At 73.9% G+C, this 21553-nt stretch carries 16 protein-coding genes; 11 read left to right on the top strand and 5 right to left on the bottom strand.

Annotation, left to right across the window (positions count from 1 at the left end; genetic code table 11):
- Positions 1-99: 99 nt before the first annotated feature.
- Positions 100-768 carry a lysophospholipid acyltransferase family protein gene (locus BMW99_RS24420; protein ID WP_069466361.1) on the bottom strand — a complete coding sequence of 223 codons (669 nt, stop codon included), beginning with the start codon at positions 766-768 and terminating at the stop codon, positions 100-102.
- A 264-nt stretch (positions 769-1032) separates the two neighbouring features.
- Between BMW99_RS24420 and BMW99_RS24415 the strand changes: the two genes are divergently transcribed.
- Both BMW99_RS24415 and BMW99_RS24410 read left to right on the top strand, forming a co-directional pair.
- Entirely contained in the window at positions 1033-1686 is a 654-nt protein-coding gene (locus tag BMW99_RS24415) for a sigma-70 family RNA polymerase sigma factor (RefSeq protein WP_322899816.1), read from the top strand.
- Positions 1687-1888: 202 nt separating this feature from the next.
- The gene (locus tag BMW99_RS24410; RefSeq protein WP_069466362.1) at positions 1889-2404 is read left to right on the top strand and encodes a GNAT family N-acetyltransferase; all 516 of its coding nucleotides are present in this window, start codon (positions 1889-1891) and stop codon (positions 2402-2404) included.
- Positions 2405-2441: 37 nt separating this feature from the next.
- Here the strand turns inward: BMW99_RS24410 and BMW99_RS24405 are convergent, their stop codons facing one another.
- Both BMW99_RS24405 and BMW99_RS24400 read right to left on the bottom strand, forming a co-directional pair.
- A complete protein-coding gene (locus BMW99_RS24405; RefSeq protein ID WP_245791603.1) occupies positions 2442-3014 on the bottom strand; it encodes a hypothetical protein in 573 nt (190 codons plus the stop codon).
- On the bottom strand, positions 3007-3375 hold the full coding sequence (locus tag BMW99_RS24400; protein ID WP_069466363.1) for a hypothetical protein: 369 nt from the start codon (positions 3373-3375) through the stop codon (positions 3007-3009). The genes BMW99_RS24405 and BMW99_RS24400 overlap by 8 nt, the downstream gene beginning before the upstream one ends.
- A 507-nt stretch (positions 3376-3882) precedes the next feature.
- On the opposite strand from BMW99_RS24400, the gene BMW99_RS24395 reads away from it, so the two are divergent.
- The 3 genes from BMW99_RS24395 to BMW99_RS24385 all read left to right on the top strand — a co-directional run bounded on the left by BMW99_RS24395 (position 3883) and on the right by BMW99_RS24385 (position 6671).
- Positions 3883-4917 carry a methionine ABC transporter ATP-binding protein gene (locus BMW99_RS24395; protein WP_069466665.1) on the top strand — a complete coding sequence of 345 codons (1035 nt, stop codon included), beginning with the start codon at positions 3883-3885 and terminating at the stop codon, positions 4915-4917.
- Entirely contained in the window at positions 4914-5693 is a 780-nt protein-coding gene (locus tag BMW99_RS24390; RefSeq protein ID WP_075017538.1) for a methionine ABC transporter permease, read from the top strand. The genes BMW99_RS24395 and BMW99_RS24390 overlap by 4 nt, the downstream gene beginning before the upstream one ends.
- Positions 5694-5819: 126 nt before the next feature.
- Positions 5820-6671 carry a MetQ/NlpA family ABC transporter substrate-binding protein gene (locus tag BMW99_RS24385; RefSeq protein ID WP_069466811.1) on the top strand — a complete coding sequence of 284 codons (852 nt, stop codon included), beginning with the start codon at positions 5820-5822 and terminating at the stop codon, positions 6669-6671.
- Between the two features lie 48 nt (positions 6672-6719).
- Here the strand turns inward: BMW99_RS24385 and BMW99_RS24380 are convergent, their stop codons facing one another.
- Entirely contained in the window at positions 6720-7508 is a 789-nt protein-coding gene (locus BMW99_RS24380) for a class I SAM-dependent methyltransferase (protein ID WP_069466812.1), read from the bottom strand.
- Positions 7509-7693: 185 nt separating this feature from the next.
- Between BMW99_RS24380 and BMW99_RS24375 the strand changes: the two genes are divergently transcribed.
- The 6 genes from BMW99_RS24375 (at position 7694) to BMW99_RS24350 (ending at position 16842) form a co-directional block, all read left to right on the top strand.
- Complete coding sequence (locus BMW99_RS24375; RefSeq protein ID WP_069466813.1) at positions 7694-8362, top strand: GNAT family N-acetyltransferase; 669 nt, start codon at positions 7694-7696, stop codon at positions 8360-8362.
- 136 nt (positions 8363-8498) lie between these two features.
- Positions 8499-9728 (top strand): precorrin-6y C5,15-methyltransferase (decarboxylating) subunit CbiE, encoded by a 1230-nt coding sequence (cbiE, locus tag BMW99_RS24370; protein WP_069466814.1) that lies wholly within the window; start codon positions 8499-8501, stop codon positions 9726-9728.
- A gap of 338 nt (positions 9729-10066) precedes the next feature.
- Complete coding sequence (cobT, locus tag BMW99_RS24365) at positions 10067-13882, top strand: nicotinate-nucleotide--dimethylbenzimidazole phosphoribosyltransferase (protein WP_075017537.1); 3816 nt, start codon at positions 10067-10069, stop codon at positions 13880-13882.
- Positions 13883-14300: 418 nt separating this feature from the next.
- Positions 14301-15518, top strand: a complete 1218-nt coding sequence (cobA, locus tag BMW99_RS24360; protein WP_075017536.1) for a uroporphyrinogen-III C-methyltransferase — start codon at positions 14301-14303, stop codon at positions 15516-15518.
- Positions 15519-15524: 6 nt separating this feature from the next.
- Positions 15525-16424, top strand: coding sequence for a TrmH family RNA methyltransferase (locus tag BMW99_RS24355; RefSeq protein WP_069464330.1), 900 nt, complete (start codon positions 15525-15527; stop codon positions 16422-16424).
- A gap of 49 nt (positions 16425-16473) precedes the next feature.
- Complete coding sequence (locus BMW99_RS24350; protein ID WP_141726196.1) at positions 16474-16842, top strand: hypothetical protein; 369 nt, start codon at positions 16474-16476, stop codon at positions 16840-16842.
- 81 nt (positions 16843-16923) lie between these two features.
- On the opposite strand, the gene BMW99_RS24345 is transcribed toward BMW99_RS24350, so the two are convergent.
- A complete protein-coding gene (locus tag BMW99_RS24345) occupies positions 16924-21216 on the bottom strand; it encodes a golvesin C-terminal-like domain-containing protein (protein ID WP_069464332.1) in 4293 nt (1430 codons plus the stop codon).
- Positions 21217-21553 lie beyond the last annotated feature (337 nt).

The following is a 21553-nucleotide window of genomic DNA, read 5'->3' as shown; positions in this document are numbered from 1 at the left end:
CGACGACGAACGAGAGGGCGGGCCCGGGGAGATCCCGGGCCCGCCCTCTGCGCCGTCCTGGGCGGCGGTGCGGGTGCCGGCCCCGCGCCCGCCGCGCGGTCAGGCGGCCTTGGCCTTGGTCGCGTAGATGTCCACGTACTCCTGGCCTGACAGGTTCATCACGTGGCTCATCACCTCGTCGGTGACGGCCCGCAGCACGTACCGGTCGCGGTCCATGCCCTCGTAGCGGGAGAAGTCCAGCGGGCGGCCGAAGCGGATGGTGACCGGCGCGATGCGCGGCATGCCCTTCCCGCCGGGCTGCACCTTGTCGGTGCCGACCATCGCGAACGGGACCACCGGCGCGCCGGTCATCAGCGTCAGCCGGGCGATACCGGTGCGGCCGCGGTACAGGCGGCCGTCGGGGGAGCGGGTGCCCTCGGGGTAGATGCCGAAGATCCTGCCCTCGTCGAGCACCCGGCGGCCGGTCATCAGCGCGGCCACGCCGCCGTGCCCGCCGTCCCGGTCCACCGGGATCATGCCGCAGGTGGTGAAGAACCAGGCCATCAGGCGCCCCTTGACGCCCTTGCCCGTCACGTACTCGTCCTTGCCGATGAAGTACACCTGGCGCTCCACCACGAGCGACAGGAACATCGAGTCGATGAACGTCACGTGGTTGCCGGCCAGGATCACCGGCCCCTCGCCCGGGATGCTGTCCAGGCCCTCGACCACCGGGCGGTACAGCACGCGCATCAGCACACCGAGAACCATCTTGAGCACGCTGCGGGACAAGCGGGACAACGGACCCTCCGGTCAGGTCGGTCGAGGTCGACAGGCGCAGGGCCTACGCTACCGGCCCGTACGCAAGGACGATACTTCCGCGGACTCGGGCCGCGCACGCCGGGATCGGCCGCCCGGAGCGCCGGGGGTTGACATCGCGGCCTGAGCATGCCAACGCCGTCGTCCCCGGGATACGGCCACACCATCAGGTGAAAGGCTCCGGCGCAGGCAACCGGTCACCGCGGCCGCCACGTGCCAGCCGGTATGCACGTTCCCATGCACCGCCCATGCCCCGACCGCCCGCACGACCGCCCGTACGACCAGCCGAGCCTCGCGCGGGACCACCCGCACGGCCTCCCGCCGTCCGGTGACCACGAGGGCGGCGGCCATGGCGAGGGCGCGGGGAACGGTGCCGCCTACGCGCGGCTGCGGCCGCTGCTCGCCGCCGAGGCCGCGGCCGAGGAGCTGCCCGGCCGGATCGAGGCCGCGGACCTCGAACAGGCCGTGTGGGTACGGCTGCTGGAGCGCCCGGCGCCGCCCGCCGAGCCCGGCAGCTGGATCCGCCGCGCGGTGCGGGCCGAGGTCCGCGCCGCCGACCTCGCCACCCGCGACCAGCACCCCTACGACGACTTCGGCCTGGACTTCGGCGGCGGTCCGGCCGCCCGCGGCGCCCGCGCCGTCGAGGACCTGGTGATCGCCGCCGAGCAGCGGCGGGCCGTCCGCGCGGCGGTGCGCCGGCTGCCCGGCCGCTGCCCCCAGGTCGTGACGGCCCTGATGTCCCGTTCCGACCCCACTTACCGGGAAATCTCCCGGGAGTTGGGAATCTCACAGGGCAGCCTCGGGCCCCTGCGCTCGCGCTGTCTGGGGTGCCTGCGATCGATCCTGAATTCGAGGGTTGGATCCCCGCCGGTACGGGGTAATGCACGGTAAACAGTCAGCGGCAGCGGGCACCCTTGGCACGCGCGGACGGGACTGAGACGGGCGCCGCGGCGCGGTACCCGGCCGGAAGGTTTGTGCGATCATCGGCGCCACGGAGGCGGCGCACACCCGCACCAACCTCCGCTCAGGCACACGTTCCGGGCGCACACCACCCTCAACTGCCCGGACGGAAACGAAGGGGAGGCCTGCGCGCATGGGCATGAGCGTGACCATCTCCACGGCGGACGACACCGACGCGGAGAAGATCCTCAAACTCCAGTACCTCTGCTACCAGGGCGAGGCGGAGCTGTACGGCGACTACACCATCGAGCCGCTCACACAGACCCTGGACGACCTGCGGGCCGAACTCGACCAGAGCGTCGTGCTCGTCGCGCGCCTGGGCGGCGAGGTCGTGGGCTCCGTCCGCGGCGCCGTCGACGCCGACGGGACCGCCCGCATCGGCAAGCTGATCGTCCACCCGCGGCTGCAGCGGCACGGCCTGGGCGGCCGCCTGCTGGCCGCCCTCGAGGGCCGGCTGGCCGACGAGGCCGAAGCCAAGCGGTACCGGCTGTTCACCGGCCACCGCAGCGACGTCAACCTGCGGATGTACCGCAAGCTCGGCTACGAGCAGGTCGGCGCGGCCGAGCCGATCAACCGGCGGCTGAGCCTGGTCCACATGGAGAAGCCGGCGACGGCCGGGCAGCCCTCCACGCTCGCGGCGAGCGCCTGACCGGCGCCGCCTCCCACCGGCAGGGCTGGCCTCGGGGTCAGTCCTGCCGGCCGGCGTCCGGCACGGGCGCACCGGCCGCCGCGGGCACGGCCTCGCGCGCGGCCCGGCGCAGCCACAGCAGGCCCGTCACGGGCAGTGCCAGCGGCAGCAGCAGGTAGCCCGCCCCGTAGTACGACCACACCGTCGAGTCCGCGAAGGCCGAGGAGTCCACGACGGTCAGCGTGCCGACGGTGACCACGCCCACCAGCTCGATGGAGCAGCACACCATCGCGACCCGGCGGGCCGACTCGCCGCCCTTGGACAGCGCGACCAGGATCACCGCGTACACCACGCCGGCCACCGCGGACAGCGAGTACGCCAGCGGCGCGTGGTGGAACTTCATGCTGATCTGCACGATCGAGCGGGACAGCGCCGCCACCGTGAAGATGCCGTAGAGCCACAGCAGCAGCCGGCCGGGGCCGGTGCCGATGCGCACGGGCGCTGCCGGCTGTCGCTGCTCCGGCCCGCCGGCGGTGCTCGGGTCCGCGGTCACGTCGTTCTCCTCGATCGGCTTCCCGGCCTGGTCGCCGGTCTCGTTCGCGCTGCCGTCGCCGGCGTCGTCCTCAGCCATGGCCCGACCCCCAGATCTCGTGCAGCCGCAGTTCCAGCACCGCCAGGATCACCCCACCGGCCGCCACGATCGCCGAACCCCAACGGGTGCGCTCGGCAAGCGACATGAAGGCGGCCGCCGGGACGGTGCAGGCCGCGCCGATCAGATAGGCGAGGAAGACCGCCATCCCGTGGTCGGGCCGCTCGCCCCTGGCGAGCTGCACCAGCGCCACCACCAGCTGCACCAGCGCGGCCAGGGTGACCACGGCCATGCCGATGAAGTGCCAGTCCTTGGTCGGCGAGTCGCGGTACGCGGCGTAGCCGCACCACGCCGCGAGCAGCAGCGCCGTGACGGAGACCGTGAGGATGACCGCGTCGACCATGCGAAGACTGTATTACGGGTGGTCACCGCCCCCGATCCCGCCCCCGTCCCCCCGGCCGGAGCGCCCCGGCCGGCGCTTTGTGTCCGGATAATGAACTGTCCGACCGGAATTCGGAACCGTGGCGGATCTCTGCTTTACTGGGGCACATGACCACGACGAACCGCAGCAGCCACGCGACCGAGGCGACCATGCCCGGCCTTCGCTGCATGCCCGGTGTGCGTCGTGCCTGTCGAATGTGTGACTGACTGAGGGCCCGGAAAACCTGAGTCTCGCGCCCCGAAGCGAGACCCGGCGGCGTCTGCTCGCCGCCCGCCCGTCGTCTCCCGACACCCGCCCCTGACGGCCCCGCCGGCAGGGGAGCCCTCCGCGTCACACACCTCCCCGGCGGCCCGTCCCGAGCGCCGCCGGTCCCGCACGCCCCCTGCCGGGCCGTGCCGTGCCGCGGACCACCGCAAACCCCCCGCACCGGCGGACGCTGCCGTGTGCCCGGACGTGATGGACGCGAACGTGATCACCACCACCGACCTGCGCAAGGTCTACCGCTCGCGCGGCCGTGAGGTCACCGCCCTGGACGGCGTGGACCTGGCCGTGCGCGAAGGCGAGGTCTTCGGCGTCGTCGGCCGCAGCGGCGCCGGCAAGAGCACCCTCATCCGCTGCGTCAACCTGCTGGAACGCCCCACCGCCGGCACCGTCGAGGTGGCCGGCCGCGACCTGACCGCACTCGCCGGCCGCAGCGACCGGGCCCCGGCCGCGCTGCGCGCCGCCCGCGCCGGCATCGGCATGGTCTTCCAGCACTTCAACCTGCTCTCCTCGCGCACCGCCCAGGAGAACGTCGAGCTGCCGCTGGAGATCCTCGGTGTGCACGGCCGCCGCACCCGGGCGGCGCGGGCACGCGAACTCCTCGACCTGGTGGGCCTGTCCGACGACCAGGCCCGCGCCTACCCCGGGCAGCTGTCCGGCGGGCAGAAGCAGCGCGTCGGCATCGCCCGCGCCCTGGCCGGCGACCCCAAGGTGCTGCTCTCCGACGAGGCCACCTCCGCGCTCGACCCGGAGACCACCCGCTCGGTGCTGCGGCTGCTGCGCGACCTCAACCGGCAGCTCGGCCTCACCGTGCTGCTCATCACGCACGAGATGGACGTGGTCAAGGCCGTCTGCGACTCGGCGGCCCTCATGAAAGGCGGACGCATCGTGGAATCCGGCACCGTGACCGAACTCCTCGCCACCCCCGGCTCCGAACTGGCCGGCGAACTCTTCCCCGTGGACGGCCGCGCCTCCGGGCCCGACCGCACCGTGGTCGACCTGACCTTCCACGGCGACAGCGCCACCCAGCCGGTCATCTCGCAGCTCTCCCGCACCTACAACGTCGACGTGTCCATCCTCGGCGCGGCCATCGAGACGGTCGACGGCCTGCAGATCGGCCGGATGCGCATCGAACTGCCCGGCCGCTTCGAGGACAACGTCGTGCAGATCGGCCACCTCCGCGAACGGGGCGTCCAGGTCGACGTGGCGGACCTGACGGCGGGCGCGGAGGCCGTGAAGTGACCTGGTCCCAGATGCACCCGCTGCTCACCCAGGCCCTCGGCGAGACGCTGCGCATGGTCGCCTGGTCCACCGCGCTGTCCGTCGCGATCGGGCTGCCGATCGGCCTCCTGCTGGTGCTCACCGACCGCGGCGGCCTGCTGCGCAACGTGCCCGTCAACCGGGCGCTCGGCCTGGTGGTGAACGTGGGCCGCTCGCTGCCCTTCGTGATCCTCATGATCGCGCTGCTGTCCTTCACCCGCGCGGTCGTCGGCACCACCATCGGCTGGGAGGCGGCCGTCGTGCCGCTGACCGTCGGCGCCGTCCCCTTCTTCGCGCGGCTCGTGGAGACCGCCGTCCGCGAGGTCGACCACGGGCTGGTCGAAGCCGTGCAGGCGATGGGCGGCGGCACCTGGACCGTCGTCCGCAAGGTCCTGCTGCCCGAGTCGCTCGCCTCGCTGCTGGCCGGCGCGACCACCACCGTGATCGCCCTCATCGGCTACTCCGCGATGGCCGGCGTGGTCGGCGGCGGGGGACTCGGCGACCTGGCGCTGCGCTACGGCTACCAGCGGTTCGAGACCGGCTTCATGTGGGTCATCGTCGCCGTGCTCGTCGTCCTGGTCACGCTCGTGCAACTGGCCGGCGACCTCGCGGCCCGCGCCGCCGCGCGGCGCGGGCGCACGTCGGCCGCGCCCCGGCCGCGGCTGCCGCGCACCCGCACCACCGCGCCCGCCCCGTCCGCCCCGTCCGCCTCGACCCCGCCCCCGGCGGTCCCGCCCGCCTCGACCCCGGCCGGCTGAGGCCCGCGCCCGCCGTCCCCGCGGCCGGCCCGGCCTCCTCCCGACCTCCCCCCACACCCTGGCCCCGCGACGTTGCGGGGCTGCACCACCCACACCGCACCACCCTGTGAGAAAGAGGCACTTTTCGTGCGTACCACCCTGACGTTCACCGCCGCCGCCCTCGCCACCGGAGCCCTCGCGCTCGGCCTGACCGCGTGCGGCTCCTCCGGCTCCGGCTCCTCCGCGTCCGGCGGCGACACCTCCGGCCCGCTGGTCGTCGCCGCCAGCCCCACCCCGCACGCCCAGATCCTCGACTACGTCCGGGACCACCTGGCGAAGAAGGCCGGGCTCGACCTCCAGGTCAAGGAGTTCTCCGACTACGTCCTGCCCGACACCGCGACCGAGCAGGGCGAGGTCGACGCCAACTTCTTCCAGCACAAGCCGTACCTCGACGACTTCAACAAGAAGAACGGCACCCACATCGTGCCCGTCGTCGACGTCGAACTGGAGCCGCTCGGCCTGTACTCGCACAAGGCCGCCTCACTCGCCGCACTCCACGACGGTGCGAGCGTCGCCGTGCCCAACGACACCACCAACGAGGCCCGCGCCCTCAGCCTGCTCGCCGACAACGGACTCATCCGGCTCAGGTCCGGCACCGGGCAGACCGCCACCCCCGCCGACGTCACCGCCAACCCGCGGCACCTGAAGTTCAAGGAGCTGGAGGCCGCGGAACTGCCGCGTTCCCTCGACGACGTGGACGCCGGGGTCGTCAACGGCAACTACGCCATCCAGGCCGGCCTCAACCCCGCCAAGGACGCCCTCGTCCTGGAGAAGGCCGCCGGCAACCCCTACGCCAACTTCCTCGCTGTGAAGAAGGGCCACGAGAACGACCCGCGGATCGTCACGCTCGCCCGGCTGCTCAACTCGCCCGAGGTCAAGGCCTACATCGACAGCACCTACAAGGGCGCGGTGATCCCCGCGTTCGGCAAGGCCGCCTGATCAGGGCAGGGCCCGTGCCGCCCCCCGCCCCGCGGCCGGCACGGGCCCTCAGCCGTACCGCAGCCAGTACACGTCCGTGGTGTACGGCATCTCGACCGCGCCGTTGCCGCGCGTCGCGTCGTGCGCGTCGAGCACCGCCTCGACCTCCGCGCGGACCTGCGCCTGGGCGGCCGGGTCCAGCACGGCTATGTGGCTCGACGACATCATGCGCTCCACCACGTCCTCGACCGTCGTGCTGTGCGGGTTGGGCCAGTGCCGCTCCTCCGGCACGCTCCAGCCCTTGCGCGACTCGAACGCCTCCCGCCAGCCGCCCTCGTCACCGGGCCGCGAGCCCAGTGGCGGACTCGGCAGGTCCCGCGGCGCCAGCCGGAAGTAGATGTCCTGGTAGTCCCGCACCCAGGGCACGGTCGTGTCGTAGGTGTTCCACACCAGCGCCAGCGCGCCGCCCGGCCGCAGCAGCCGCTCGACCTCCGCCAGCGCCTGCTCCTCCTGGAACCAGTGCCACGACTGGGCCGCCACCACCGCGTCCGCGCAGTCCTCCGGCAGACCCGTCGCCTCCGCCGTACCGGCCGTCACCGCCACCGCGGGCAGCAGCTCCGCCATCCGCTCGCGCATCTCCCGGACCGGCTCCACCGCCAGCACCTCCGCGCCGGTCAGCGCCAGGAGGCGGGTGAACTTGCCCGTCCCCGCGCCGAGATCCACCACCGTGCGGCCCGCCTCCAGCGGAAGCGCGTCCGCCAGCGCCGCGACGGCCGTGATCGGGTAGGAGGGCCGGGAGCGCTCGTAGACCCCCGCCGCCCGCGGGTAACCGACTCCTGCTGCGTGGTGCACTGTCACGCGGGCTGACGGTAGCAGGATCGGATGACGTCCACGGATACCCGCAGTGACGGGCATTCCCCCTACCCTGGAAGGGCGTTCGCCGCGGCCCGGCCCGCCGGCCCCGCGGCGACCCTGCGCGGCGTGAGCCGCGCCCGGTACTGCATGCTGGGCAACCCACCCTTGCCCTGGTTACGGAGCAGCGAATGACAGCGACCTTCCCGGACATCTCACTCAGCACCGACCGCCTGGTGCTGCGCCCGTACGAGGAGGCCGACATCCCCGCGCTCGTGGAGATGATGAACGACGAGCTCGTCACCGCCTGGACCGGGGTGCCGTACCCCTACACCACCGAGGACGCCCGGGACTTCGTCACCCGGGCCGCGGACGCCGAACGCACCCAGGGCCGCGGCCTCGTGCTGGCCGTCACCGAGTTCCTCACCCAGCGCCTGGTGGGCACCGTCACGCTGCAGCGCACCGACTGGCGCATCGGCGGCACCGAAGTGGGCTACCTCACCGCCTCCTGGGCCCGCGGCGAGGGCTACGCCAGCGAGTCCGTGCTCGCCGTGTGCCGCTGGCTCTTCGACGAGCAGGGCTTCCACCGTGTCGAGCTGCGCACCGCCGCCGACAACACCGCCTCCCAGCAGGTCGCGCAGAAGATCGGCTGCGTCAGCGAGGGCGTGCTCCGCGGCGCCGGCCTCGTCCGCACCCGCGGCGACGACCCCGCCGACGCCGGCGGCTGGAGCGAGACCCGCACCGACCTGCTGGTGTGGAGCCTGCTCCCCGAGGACCTCGACGACGTCATGGACGACGGCTCGGACACCGGCGGCTACGCCTCCCACACCGACTACACCGCCTACGCCGACTGGCGCTGACCGCGCCGCCGCGGCCGCCACCCGGGCGGGTTAGGGTTCTCACCCGGGACCTCCCGCCGCGACCTGCCGGAGGCCCCCCACCCCGCTCGTCACCGGGCCCCGCAGCGATCCGCACACGGCATGGAGGCAGACGACGATGGCCGACCGGGTCACCGTGATCGGATGGGACGGCTCACCCCCGTCCGACCCCGCCCGAGCCGCTCTCGGCGCCGCGACCCTGGTGGCCGGCACCCGCCACCACCTCGCCCTGCCCTATGTGCCCGCCGGCGCCGAGCAGATCGTCCTCGGCAGCATCGAGATCGCCGCCCGCCGCATCGCCAAGCACCGCGGCACCGCCGTCGTGCTCGCCGACGGCGACCCCGGCTTCTTCGGCGTGGTCCGCGCTCTGCGCGCCCCCGAACTGGGCCTGGAGATCGAGGTCGTCCCCGGCGTCTCCTCCGTCGCCCAGGCGTTCGCCCGGGCCGGCATGCCCTGGGACGACGCCCGCGTGGTCGTCGCCACCAGCCGCACCCTGCGCCGCGCGGTCAACGTGTGCCGCGCCTACCCCAAGGTGGCCGTGCTCACCTCACCCGGCGCCGGCCCCGCCGAACTCGCGCTGCTGCTCACCGGCGTACACCGCACCTTCGTCATCTGCGAGGCGCTGGGCACCGAGCACGAGCAGGTCACCGTCCTCACCTCCGACAAGGTCGCCGACCACATCTGGCGCGACCCCAACGTGGTCCTGGTCGTCGGCGGCAACGCCTCCTCACCGTCCCTGCGCTGGGGCGACCCGCAGCCGGGCGCCGCCAGCCGCACGGGCGGCTGGATCGCCGGCCGCGACCCCGACTTCCCCGGCGACGTCCGCGGCTGGGCACTGCCCTCCGGCGAGTACGGCGGCACCGTCCCCGCGCAGGTCCGCGCCCTCCAACTGGCCCGGCTGGGACCGCGCACCGGCGACCTGGTGTGGGACATCGGCGCCGCCGACGGCGCGGTGGCCGTCGAGGCGGCCCGGTTCGGCGCGGCCGTCATCGCCGTCGACGCCGACGCCGACGCCTGCGACTGGATCACCGCCACCGCCCGCGGGCACGGCGTCCAGCTGCAGGTCGTGCACGGCACCGCCCCCCAGGCGCTGGAGGACCTGCCGGAGCCGGACGTGGTCCGGATCGGCACCGCCGACGCGGCGGTCACCGCCGCCTGCGCGGCCCGCCGCCCGGAGCGGATCGTCACCTCCGCCGCCAACCGCGACGAAGCCGAAGCGGTCACCACGGCCCTGGAGGAGGGCGGTTACGACGTCGAGCGCTCCCTGGTGCAGTCGGTCGAACTGGGCAGCGACTGGACCGAGCGGGAGCGCGCCGTCACCTTCGTCCTCAGCGGCACCCGGCGGTGATCGCGGAGCCTTCCCCTGGCCCATCGCCCAAGCGCCGCAGGGGTGTTCGGGCGACCGTGCCCAACCTGTCGGGGTGTAGCACGTTTCCGCTGGTCGCGCGGGGATATGCGGGCATCGTGTGAGATACGTCCCGAGGTGCGGACGTGGGCACGGACGGCCTCCCACAGCGGGGTAGGCTGACGAATCGTTGTGCCGTCGCCGTGCGTTGACGGGCCGTTCAGCTGTTCGGGCCGCCCGGCGCCGACGTGCCGCATCCCCGGCACGCTCGTTGTTGTCGGCGGGGGCTGCGATGCGGGCGGTACGGCTGGAAGGACGACACCGATGGGCGAGGGGCACGCATGACGGACACCGGTCAGATCCCCGGCGAGGGGCTGCCGGAGAACGGCGTCGGGGAAACGGGTCTCCCGCCGCACACCGGCCTCGACGGCAACGGCGTACCGCAGCAGGCCGGATGGGCCGCCGACCCGGCCGCCGGCCACGGTGTACCCGCACCCGGCTACACCTTCCTCGACCAGCCGACCGCGGGTCCCGCCCTGGACGACGAGGACGACGCCCTGCTCATGCCCGGCCCCCAGGGCGCGTGGACCGAGGCGCCGCACGCCGTGCCGCCGCACGGCCAGCCGCAGCACCCGGCCCAGGCGCAGCTCCACTTCCAGCCTCAGGCGCCCCTCCAGCCGCAGCCGCAGCCGTCCGTGGTCAACGTGATCTCGGTGGAGGTGCCCACCGAGGTCCCCGTCGAGGCGCCCATCCTGCAGATGCCGGCCGCCGCGCGCCGCCCGCTGCACATGGGCCCGCCGGTCACCGACACCCCGTCCGGCGGGGTCTCCGTGCGCTCGCTCGCCGACCGCGGCCCGGCCGTCGTCACGTCCGGCCCGCCCACCTCCGGCCCCGAGTACCTCGACGTGCCCCGTGACGAGGCGATCCCGGCCCAGCAGACCGGCGAGCCCGCCGCCACCGAGTGGCCGCAGGCCGGTGGCCCGTCGATGGTCTCGCTGATCCCGCACGCCGACAGCGTCATCCCCGCGCAGGCGTCCGCGCCCGCGGTCTCCCAGGGCGCGAACATCCCCTCGCCCGCGGTCTCCGTGGCGCCGCCCGCGCCCGCCGACGGGCCGCAGTTCGCCGAAGCCGCGCCCCAGGCTCAGGTCCCGCCGGTCCAGGAGTCCGCTGCCGCCGGTGCTCCGGCCGCCGCACCCGGTTCCCCCGACAGCGGCGCCGCGCCCGCGCCCGCTCATGCTCCCGCGTCCGCCGAGGACGCGCCGGCCCCCGGCATCGCCGGTGCCACCGCGGTTCCCGGCATCCCCGCGCCCGCGCCGGCCGCCCACCAGCCCGGTGCTCCCGGCGCCGAGGCCGCGGCTCCCGGTCCGGTCGCGCCTGGCCTCACGGCCGTGCCCGGCGGCCCCGTCGCCCCGGTGCCCGCTGCTCCCCAGGTGCCCGCCGTGACCGTCGTCGGCGAGCCCGCCGCGGCCGCACCTGCCGCCGCCGCGCAGTCCGCGGCCCCGGGCCTGCGGGTCGTCCCCGAGCCCACCGCTGCGGCGGACACCGCGAACGCCGGTCCGGCGCAGGCCCCTTCGGCCGGCGTGGCTTCCGAAGCCGTCCCGGCGGCGGTCGCCGTCCCCGCGCCCGCCGGAGCACCCGCCGCCGAGCAGGCTCCCGAGCCGCCCGCGCCCGCCACCGAACAGGAGGCGCCGCCCGCCGCCCCCGCGGCCGGTGCCGCTGAGCCGAACGACGGTGCCACGCCCGGCGGTTCGCCGGACGCGGCGCAGGAAGCACCCGCTCCGGCCGCGGCCCCCGCCGCCGGGACCGGCCGCCGCCGCGGGCCCGCCAAGGAGGAGCCCGTCACGCTCGCCGAGGCCGTGCCGCTGAGCGTCTTGCCCCACGCCGCCGACGCGGAAGCGGGGGAGACGGCCACCGCGGCCGCGCCCGCGGCCGCGCAGGCGCCCGCACCCGCCCGGGGCCGACGGGGCCGCCGTGCCGCGCCGGCCGCGGAGCCCGAGCCCGCCGAGGTCCCGGAGCCGGTGGCCGTCGAGCCGCCGGCCGCGGCACCCGTAGCCCCGGCAGCCGTGGCCGCCGAGCCGGCAGCGACCGAACTCCCGGTGGCCGAGCCGGTGGTGGCCGAGCCGGCCGCAGCCGAGCCGGCCGAGGTTGCGGCCGCCGCCGCCGTCGAGCCCGCGCCCGAGGTGCAGGCCGCCGCTGACGCGCCCGCCGTCGAGACCGCCGCTGAGCCGGTCGCCGCGACCGCCGTCGAGACCGGAACGGCCGACGAGGGGGGCGCGCCCGCTGGGGACACCGCCCCCGAGGGGCAGGCCGAGGCCGGCACGGCGGCCGCCGCCGAGAGCGGGGACCCCGCCGAGCCCGAGGAGCCCGAGGAGATCGAGGCCGCCGCCGAGACCGCCGCACCGGTGGCCGCGCGGTCGCAGGGCCCCGCCGCGGAGCCGTACGAGCCGGCCGTCCGGGACGCCGTGCACCGCGTCATCCGCGAGCGCCGCGACATCCGCAACGGCTTCCGTTCCGACCCGATCCCGCACGAGGTACTGCTGCGGGTGCTGGAGGCCGCGCACACCGCGCCGAGCGTCGGGCACTCCCAGCCCTGGGACTTCGTCGTGATCCGCTCCGCGAAGACCCGCGAGCGGATGCACGCGCTGGCCATGGAGCAGCGCGACGCGTACGCCAAGTCGCTGCCGAAGGCCCGCGCGCGCCAGTTCCGCGAGCTGAAGATCGAGGCCATCCTCGACACCCCGGTGAACATCGTCGTGACGGCCGACCCGACCCGTGGCGGCCGGCACACCCTCGGCCGCCACACCCAGCCGCAGATGGCCCCCTACTCCTCCGCCCTCGCGGTGGAGAACCTGTGGCTCGCCGCCCGCGCGGAGGGCCTGGGCGTCGGCTGGGTCAGCTTCTTCGACGAGCGCCAGATGGTCGAGGAACTCGGCCTGCCCGACCACCTCGAGGTCGTCGCGTACCTGTGCGTCGGGTACGTCGACGAGTTCCCCGAGGAGCCGGAGCTGATGCAGGCCGGCTGGTCGCAGCGGCGGCCGCTGTCCTGGGTGGTGCACGAGGAGGAGTACGGCAACCGGGCGCTGCCCGGCGAGGAGCCGCACGACCTGCTGGAGGAGACGCTGCGGGGCATCCGCCCGCTGGACGCCAAGGCGCTCGGCGAGGCGTGGGAGCGGCAGAAGCGGATGACGAAGCCGGCCGGTGCGCTGGGCATGCTGGAGATCATCTCCGCGCAGCTCAGCGGGCTGTCCCGGAAGTGCCCGCCGCCGATCCCCGAGCCCGCGGCCGTGGCGATCTTCGCCGGCGACCACGGCGTGCACGCCCAGGGCGTCACGGCGTGGCCGCAGGAGGTCACCGGCCAGATGGTGGCCAACTTCCTGGGCGGCGGCGCCGTCTGCAACGCCTTCGCCAACCAGGTGGGCGCGGAGGTGTGCGTCATCGACGTGGGCGTCGCCTCCGAACTGCCCACGACGCCCGGGCTGCTGCCGCGCAAGGTCCGTCCCGGCACCGCCGACTTCACCACCGGCCCCGCGATGAGCCGGGACGAGGCGCTGCGCGCCATCGAGGTCGGCATCGAGACCGCGCGCGACCTGGTGGCGGCCGGCAACAAGGCGCTGCTCACCGGTGAGATGGGCATCGCCAACACCACGACGTCGGCGGCGCTGATCGCCGTGTTCACCGGCGTGGACCCGGCGGAGGTCACCGGGCGCGGCACCGGCATCAACGACGAGATGCACGCGCGCAAGGTGGACGTGGTCCGGCGGGCGCTCGATCTGCACCGGCCCGACCCGGCCGACCCGATCGCCGTGCTCACCGCCGTCGGCGGGCTCGAACACGCGGCGATGGTCGGCCTGTTGCTGGGGGCGGCGGCGCTCCGGACACCGGTCATCCTCGACGGGGTGAGCGCGGGCGCGGCGGCGCTGGTCGCCCGCGCGATCGCGCCGGAGGTACTGGCGGCGTGCATCGCCGGGCACCGCAGCGCGGAGCCCGGCCACATGGCCGCCCTCACCACCCTCGGCCTGCGCCCCCTGGTCGACCTCGACCTGCGCCTCGGCGAGGGCACCGGCGCGCTGCTCGCCCTCCCCCTCGTCCAGAGCGCGGCCCGAGTCATGCACGAGGTGGCCACCTTCGACGCAGCCGGCGTCACCGAAAAGGCCTAGCCCCTCCCCGGGGGGGCCACCCCACCCACGACGCCCCTGCCCGCGGCCGGGCCACCACCCGGCACGGTCGGCCGTACGAGCGACCGGCCGTCGTTCGGCGACGGCGCCGGGGGCCACCCCGGTTGCCACAGGGGCGCGGGGAACGGCGCGACCAGCCTCCCACCGGGCGGAGGTCCGGCTACGGGCCGCGGGGTTACCCCGTGCGGTCGGCGCGCGAATGACGGGACGCCGGTCGGTCGGCAACGGCGCGACCAGCCGCCCGCCGGGCGAGGTTCCGGGGACGGGCCGCGGGGGCACCCCGTGCGGCGGGGGCGCGGGGGTGCGCCCCTGCGCGGTCGGGGCGCGGCCGGCCCGGACCAGGGCGAGCCGTGCGCAGCACATATGGTGTGGACCAGCTAGGACGGATGGAGGAGCCACCGTGCAGGATGACGCACCGGCGTACCCGGTCGGCCTGCGGCTGCAAGGCCGCCGCGTGGTCGTGATCGGCGGCGGCCAGGTCGCCCAACGGCGCCTGCCCGCACTCGTGTCGGCCGGCGCGGACATCGTGCTGGTGTCGCCCGGCGTCACCCCGTCCGTCGAGGCGATGGCCACCGCGGGGGAGCTGCGCTGGGAGGCCCGGCCCTACCGGGACGGCGACCTGGAGGGCGCCTGGTACGCCCTCGTCGCCTCGACCGACGCCGCCGCGAACGCCGCCGCCTCCGCCGAGGCCGAGGCCCGCCGCGTGTGGTGCGTGCGCAGCGACGACGCGGAAGCGGCCACCGCCTGGACGCCGGCCACCGGCCGTACCGAAGGCGTCACCGTGGCCGTGCTGACCGGCCGCGACCCGCGCCGCTCCGCCGCCGTCAGGGACGCCGTCGTCGCCGGGCTGCGCGACGGCAGTCTGGTCGCGCCGCAGCACCGTGCCCGCACCGCGGGCGTCGCCCTCGTCGGCGGCGGCCCCGGCGACCCCGACCTGATCACCGTCCGCGGCCGCAGGCTCCTCGCCGAGGCCGACGTGGTGATCGCCGACCGGCTCGGCCCGCGCGACCTGCTGGACGAACTCCCGCCGCACGTCGAGGTGATCGACGCGGCGAAGATCCCGTACGGCCGGGCGATGGCGCAGGAGGCGATCAACACCGCGCTGATCGAGCACGCCAAGGCCGGCAAGGCGGTCGTGCGGCTCAAGGGCGGCGACCCGTACGTGTTCGGGCGGGGCATGGAGGAGGCCGAGGCGCTCGCCGCGGAGGGCATCCCGGTGACCGTCGTGCCCGGCATCTCCAGCTCGATCAGCGTGCCCGGCGCCGCCGGCATCCCCGTCACGCACCGCGGCGTCGCCCACGAGTTCACCGTCGTCAGCGGGCACGTCGCGCCCGACGACCCGCGCTCGCTCGTCGACTGGGCGGCGCTGGCCCGGCTGCGCGGCACGCTCGTGCTGCTGATGGCGGTCGAGCGGATCGGCGCGATCGCCGACACCCTCGTCGCCGGGGGCCGGTCCGCGGACACCCCGGTCGCCGTGGTCCAGGAGGGCACCACCGCGGCGCAGCGCCGCGTGGACGCCACGCTCGGCACCGTCGCACGGACCGTCGCCGAAGCGGGCGTGCGGCCCCCCGCGGTCGTCGTGATCGGCGACGTCGTCACGGTCGCCCGGCGCGGGTGAGTCGCGGTGGCTGAACCCGTCGCCGTCGACGACCCGGACGACCCGCGGCTGGCCGACTACACCTCGCTCACCGACGTCGAACTGCGCCGCCGCCGGGAGCCCGCCGAGGGCCTGTTCATCGCCGAGGGCGAGAAGGTCATCCGGCGGGCCCTCGCCGCCGGCTACCGCATGCGCTCGATGCTGCTGTCCGAGAAGTGGACCGACGCGCTGGCCGACGTGATCGCCGCGGCCGACGCGCCCGTGCACCTCGTCGAGCCCGCGCTCGCCGAGCGGGTCACCGGCTACCACGTGCACCGCGGCGCGCTCGCCTCGATGGAGCGCAAGGCCCTGCCCGCGCCCGCCGAACTGCTCGCCGGGGCACGGCGGGTGGCGGTGATGGAGGCGGCCGACGACCACACCGACATCGGCGTGATGTCGCCTTCGGGTCGGCAAGAGCGCGCTGGTGGACGTCGTATCGCGATCTTCGAGGATATCGTCGATCACGCCAACCTGGGCGCGGCCTTCCGCAACGCGGCGGCTCTGGGAGTGGACGCCGTATTCCTTACCCCGCGCTGTGCCGACCCGCTCTACAGGCGGGCCGTGAAGGTGTCCATGGGGGCTGTCTTCGCCGTCCCGTACGCCAGGTTCGAGTCGTGGCCGCGTGACGCCGATGTCGTCCGGCAGCACGGCTTCGTGCTCGCGGCCCTCTGCCTCTCGTCGAGGTGCATCACGCTCGACGAACTCGCCGACCGCCGTCATGAGAAGCTGGCGCTGATGCTGGGCACGGAGGGGGAGGGGTTGTCGGCCGGAGCGCTACGCGTTGCTGATGAGCATGTGCGCATCCCGATGGATGCCGGTGTCGACTCACTGAACGTGGCCGCTGCCTCAGCTGTCGCCTTCTATGCCACCCGGCTGAGGTCCGACTGACGGCCGGCGCGGTCGGCGGAGTGGTCCGTCCGCCCGGGTGCTCCGGGGCTTGGATGTGTTCCCGCCCCACGAGGCCGTCTGGTGCCACGCCAACGTGCTGGCGGTGATTCTCGAAGCCGAGGATATGGGGCCGCGTCCCTGGATTCCCGCGTGCGCGGTGGAGACGGCCGAGCCGCGCCTGTGGAACGTCGTCGACGTGCCGTCCGGCCGTCTCGGGTGGAACGTGCACGCCGGCGCTTTCACCGGGCCCGGGCGGTCGGGAGAGACGTTCTCGGGGTGGATCGAGGCTGTCGCCGACGAACTGCACTGCGCCGCGGTGCACGCGGGGGTCCGGCGCGCCGGCATCGCCGACGGGTGGCTGTCGTGGCGGGACCCCCGCACCGTGCCCTCCGGGTGGGTACCGATCGGGCCCGCGTAGGGATGTGGGCACGGCCGTGGGCCGTGGGCGCGACGCCCACGGCCCACGGCCGGAGTTCCCGGCGGAGCGGTCAGGCGCCGCTCACGGGGTGACGAGCATGGCGCAGCTGAGCGACCTGCCGTTCGGACTGCACTGGGCGGACATCCCGGTGTCCAGCCAGTACGCGTCGCGGTCCAGCAGCCGCATGTTCGTGGCGAAGCCGGGGAACTGGTTCATCGAGCCGCTGTTCTGATTCCCGGATATGGACGAGCGTCCGCACACCTCGGTCCACTGGGGTGCGTAGCCGCCGATGTTGTACAGGTGGACGGTGTCGCCCACCTTCGTCGCGTACGTCTGCAGGCACTCGCTGCCCGAGAACACCGGGTTGAGTCCGTCGCCGGCGGCGGGCATCCCCCCGCTGTTGTACGTGGCGTTGAACGAGAACTCGTCGCAGTTGAGGGCGTCGCCGGCGTCGAGAACGGTGGGATCCCCGTTGGCGCCCGCCCAGCCGTCCTCGTCGCAGACGACCGCCCTGTTCTTGGGGTTCCCTCCGCCCGGCAGGTAGTAGAGCGGCTTCTGCAGGGCGCGGCTGCCCGGATGGTTGTTCAACTGGCTCTGGACCAGCCAGGCGTGCGCCGCCGCCTGCGGGTACCTGGCCGCGTTGAAGGTGTACGTCGGGGCGTCGTTGGCGAAGACGCAGCCACCTGTCGTGCTGAGGACCGTGTCGCAGCGGACTTCGTCGAGCTTCGTCGGATTGTCCACTGTCCACTGGACCGGGCCTTCCTGGACTCCTCCCCCTCCGGTGTCGCGCACGATGTTGGTCTGGAGCAGGAAGTCCGGCGTGAAGGAGCGGACCACGCCCGCCGTGCTGTTGTCCCATGAGTACGAGGTGGTGAGCTCGGCCACGTGGCTGTCGCCCGGTACCCAGACCGGTAGGCCGCTCCATCCAGCGCCGGCGTCGTCGGGTGTGCAGCCGGAGCCGCACAGGTGCTGGATGCTCAGCTCGACCGAGGCCATTTCCACCGGAATGTCTTCCGGTGTGATGGTCAGGTACTCCACGAAGGTGGATGCGTCACTCAGGTCCAGTTCCCGTCTGAAGTTGTACACCGCTGTCGCCACGACCACGTTGTCCACTTTCAGGACGACGTCGACGGTGCGGTTCTCGCACTCGACGCGCCGAGTCTCCGCCGCGCCGGGAATGGAGTCGTCGCACCAGTCTCCGTTGTCGCCCGGCGGGCGAACGGCCTTGGGCCCGGCCTTGGGCTCTGCCTTGGCGGTCTTCGCCGGTTGGGACGACGTGATGCAGACCTGCTGGCCGTCGCGTACCGGTCCGCAGTGCGACGAGGGTCCGGCGCGGCGGGCGGCGGGTGCCTGGTCGGCGCCGCCTTTCGGCAGCGGCGGTGTGACCAGGCCATCCGGCGGCTGGAGGGTCTGGTCCGGGTTGGGGCTGGTGGGCACGGCGTCGGGAAGCGTGAGGTCGATGGCCGGGCCGTCGGGGATCCCGTAGTCCCCGGGGACGAAGGCGACCGCGTCCCAGGCGATGTCGTCGTCGGCGTTACCGGAGTTGACGGTGTTGGACAGGCTCACCGCGGGCGTCGTGGTGTTGAAGCGGTAGGCGCCGAGCGAGACCCATGCGTCGGTGGCGTGGGCGCGCTGGCTGATCGTCTTCTTCACCGGGCCGAAAGCGGTGTCGATCTGGTAGACGGCCTGCGTGGCCTGGGCTCCGGTGTCGGGAACGTGGACGAACACCTCGGCCTGGGGCTGGGACAGGGGCGAGTTCAGCTTCCACTGGCCGAGCACGGTCATGCGCCCGCCGACGCCCCCCAGGCTGGCCTTGTCGCGCGCGTGGGCGTACCAGAAGTGGCCCTGGTAGCCGCCGCCGATCTGGTGGAGGTCGCCCTTGGCCTCGTACAGCCCCATGGTGTCGGGAGAGAAGGTGAACTGGAAGGTGCCCTGGGAGGAGATGACCCCGCAGTCGCTCCAGCTGTTGGTGCCGGCCGGGACGGAGTGGACCACGAGCGACCCGGTTGGCGGTGCGGTGCAGTCGGGTGTGCCGTACTGGAGGCGGTAGCCGCGGCCCGGCTCGGCGCGCAGCGTCTGGTACTTGATGCTCTCGTGGCCGCAGGAGTCCACGCAGTCGGGTTTCCAGACGGTGTTCTCGTTGAACCACCAGTGGAGTTGGTCGCAGCCGTCGATGTGCTGGGTCTCGCACGGGGGCGGATTGGCTATGTCGCAGGCGTTGTCGGCGGTGCAGAACGTGTCGAGCGGGGGTTTGACGGCGCTGCGGTCCCCGTTGCTGAGCCACCAGGAGGGCTGGAAGCCGGCGGAGGAGAAGCCGCTCTCGCCGGGCCAGTCCTGCCGTCCCGCGGTGCTGTAGGAGTGGCCGGTGTCGATGGACCAGGCGGCCCAGCCCATCACCTTCTCCTCGTACGGCCAATCCTGCGGGTGGGCCGCGTCATGGTTGGCGTCCGGGTCGAGGGTGGTGTCCATGAACGCCTGACGAGAGGGCGGATAGATGGGGTTGGCGGGGTTGTCGTACCAGCCCAGCCCCCACGGAACGCCCGGGGCGCCGGCGGGCGGGTTGAAGCCGAGGTTGTAGTTCCACACCGCGGCGAACCAGTTCTCCGGCTTGGACGGGTCGTCGTTGTTGATCGTGACGGTCTGGCCGCTGGTGTGGATCTCGTTCCACTTGTCCGCGAGGATCTGCAGCGACGCGGCCACGTTGACCGTGTAGTCCAGTGCGACGGCTCGTTGCACGGTGGGATCCAGGGCGGTCTCGCCCGGCTTCTCGTGGCCGGCCATGCGCATGCCGTCGGTGATCTGTCCCACGCCGTAACCGCAGTCGGAGTTGGCCCAGTCGATCTTCCAGTAGTCGGAAGCGGCGGTGCCGGTATGGCCGTAGAAGCCGGCCGTCGATGCCAGCGGGTTCCCCATCTGGCCGGGTATGGCCCCGGCTTCGGCCTGCCAGAGGTTGGATTCCTGGGCCAGGACGCCGAGTTCGACCTGGGCGGGGATGCGGCCGCCCCCGGTCAGGGCCGGTACTGGGAACAGGGCCTGTGGGTCGATGGTGGCAAGCCCGATCTGGGTGCGCCAGCCTCCCTGCGTGACCCAGCTCGCGCTCAGGTCGCCGCGTACGGCCATGTCGACGGCCCACTCCACCTGGTTGGGTGTGGGCTGCAGGGCCTGTGTGTTGACGTCGTTGCGGGGTACGGAGCACCACCGGTCGGTGTCGACCGGGTCGTGGTCGATGGTCAGCGCGGTGCCGGCCACGTCGCTGTGCTTACCGGACGTGCCCGCGGCGCGGGTCAGGGCGGGGGACTGGTCGGTGCCGGACGGCGCGGTGGGGGCGGCCACCGTTTCTGACACCTTCTGTCCGGTGGCGATCGCCGTGGCGGTGAGGGTCAGCTGCCCGTCGCTGTCCGTAGGAGCGCTTTCGGGGGCCGGTTCGGCCCCGCTGAAGTGACGGCCGGCGTCGGCGATGCGGGACAGGCCGGCGCGGACGGCGGGTGACAGCACGGGGTCCACGGCCAGCAGACCCCTGGCGGACACGTCCGTGTCGGCGCCGGCGTCGATGCGCGTGACGCCCGTGCCGGCGGTGTGCACCGCGCCCTTGGGATGCCCGGTCAGGAACACACCGCCCGTCCCGGCCTGTTGCAGGGACAGGTCGGAGAGGCCGCCGGTGGCGAGGGTGGCGATCCTGCCGCTGTGCAGGGTTTTGGCGTGCGCGGTGGTGTGCGTGCGGTCGAGGAACGCGATCGTGCCGTCGGCCGCGGCGTGGATGTCGAAGGGCACGCTGTCGGCGGCGGCCAGATTCCGCGTGGTGCCGGACCTGCTGATGTGGACCACGTGGTGGTACAGGGCGGCCACGGTGCCGTCGGCGACGGGGACCGCGGAGGTCACCTGTCCGGTGACGGTGGTGTCGGCCGCTGTCCGGCCGGCGTTGTCGACCGTGATCAGTCGCGTCCTGTCGTCGCGGAACGCGGTGAAGGCGGCGGTACGGGTGGTCGGATTGCAGGACGGGTCGAAATAGGCCAGGGACGCGGTGAAGGGCAGTTTGGTGACGACGCCCTTGTCGAGGTCGACGACGGCGGCGAACGCCCCGCCCAGCATCAGGTCCTCGTGGTCGGCAAAGGTGCGTGGGGCGTACACCACGGCCGCGTGGGAGGGGTCGATCAGGCACTGGTTGCCGATCCAGGTGTCGGCCGGCATGCCCGGCTCGGCCAGCACGGCGGCGGTCCGCCACGCGTAGGCGTCCTTGCTGTCGGCGACCAGCACGTGCAGGCCGTCGCTGTCGGCGGCCGACGTCACGGCACGGTCCGCGGACGCCCGCCAGTTCGGGCCGAGCTTCTTGTCCGGCTCCGCGACCCCACCGGCGGCCTGCCGGTCGCCGTGCACGGCGGCGGTTCCTGGCGGCGCGGTGCTCGCGCGCGCGACCGCTGGGGTCGAGACCGCGCATATGAGCCCCATCAGGGCCGCGCCGACAGCCGCGGCAGCAGCGGGTCTTCCTCTCCGGGCGGATCTCATGTGTTCCCCTTCTTTGACGTTCTTCGCCGTTCTTCGGCGTTCTTCGGCCCTCTTCGCCGTTCATCGCCGTCGTGACGACCACGCCGGCGGGCTGGACGGAAACCCGGCGCGGGTCCCGCGCAGCCGCGCCGGGTCGGCGAACACGGCGGGCGTGGCGGGCGCGGGGCCCGCGGGTGTACGGGTTACGCCGCTGTGCCGTACCCGGGTG

Source organism: Actinacidiphila rubida (assembly GCF_900110255.1).
GTDB lineage: Bacteria > Actinomycetota > Actinomycetes > Streptomycetales > Streptomycetaceae > Actinacidiphila > Actinacidiphila rubida.
Note: the sequence above shows the minus strand (reverse complement) of the source record. Positions and strands in the feature narration are given on the sequence as shown.

Excerpts from the sequence above, each read along its gene's own strand:
- BMW99_RS24415 (WP_322899816.1), top strand. The coding sequence starts at position 1,033 with ATGCACCGCCCATGCCCCGACCGCCCGCACGACCGCCCGTACGACCAG.
- BMW99_RS24410 (WP_069466362.1), top strand. The coding sequence starts at position 1,889 with ATGGGCATGAGCGTGACCATCTCCACGGCGGACGACACCGACGCGGAG.
- BMW99_RS24405 (WP_245791603.1), bottom strand. The coding sequence starts at position 3,014 with ATGGCTGAGGACGACGCCGGCGACGGCAGCGCGAACGAGACCGGCGAC.
- BMW99_RS24400 (WP_069466363.1), bottom strand. The coding sequence starts at position 3,375 with ATGGTCGACGCGGTCATCCTCACGGTCTCCGTCACGGCGCTGCTGCTC.
- BMW99_RS24375 (WP_069466813.1), top strand. The coding sequence starts at position 7,694 with ATGACAGCGACCTTCCCGGACATCTCACTCAGCACCGACCGCCTGGTG.
- cbiE (WP_069466814.1), top strand. The coding sequence starts at position 8,499 with ATGGCCGACCGGGTCACCGTGATCGGATGGGACGGCTCACCCCCGTCC.
- cobT (WP_075017537.1), top strand. The coding sequence starts at position 10,067 with ATGACGGACACCGGTCAGATCCCCGGCGAGGGGCTGCCGGAGAACGGC.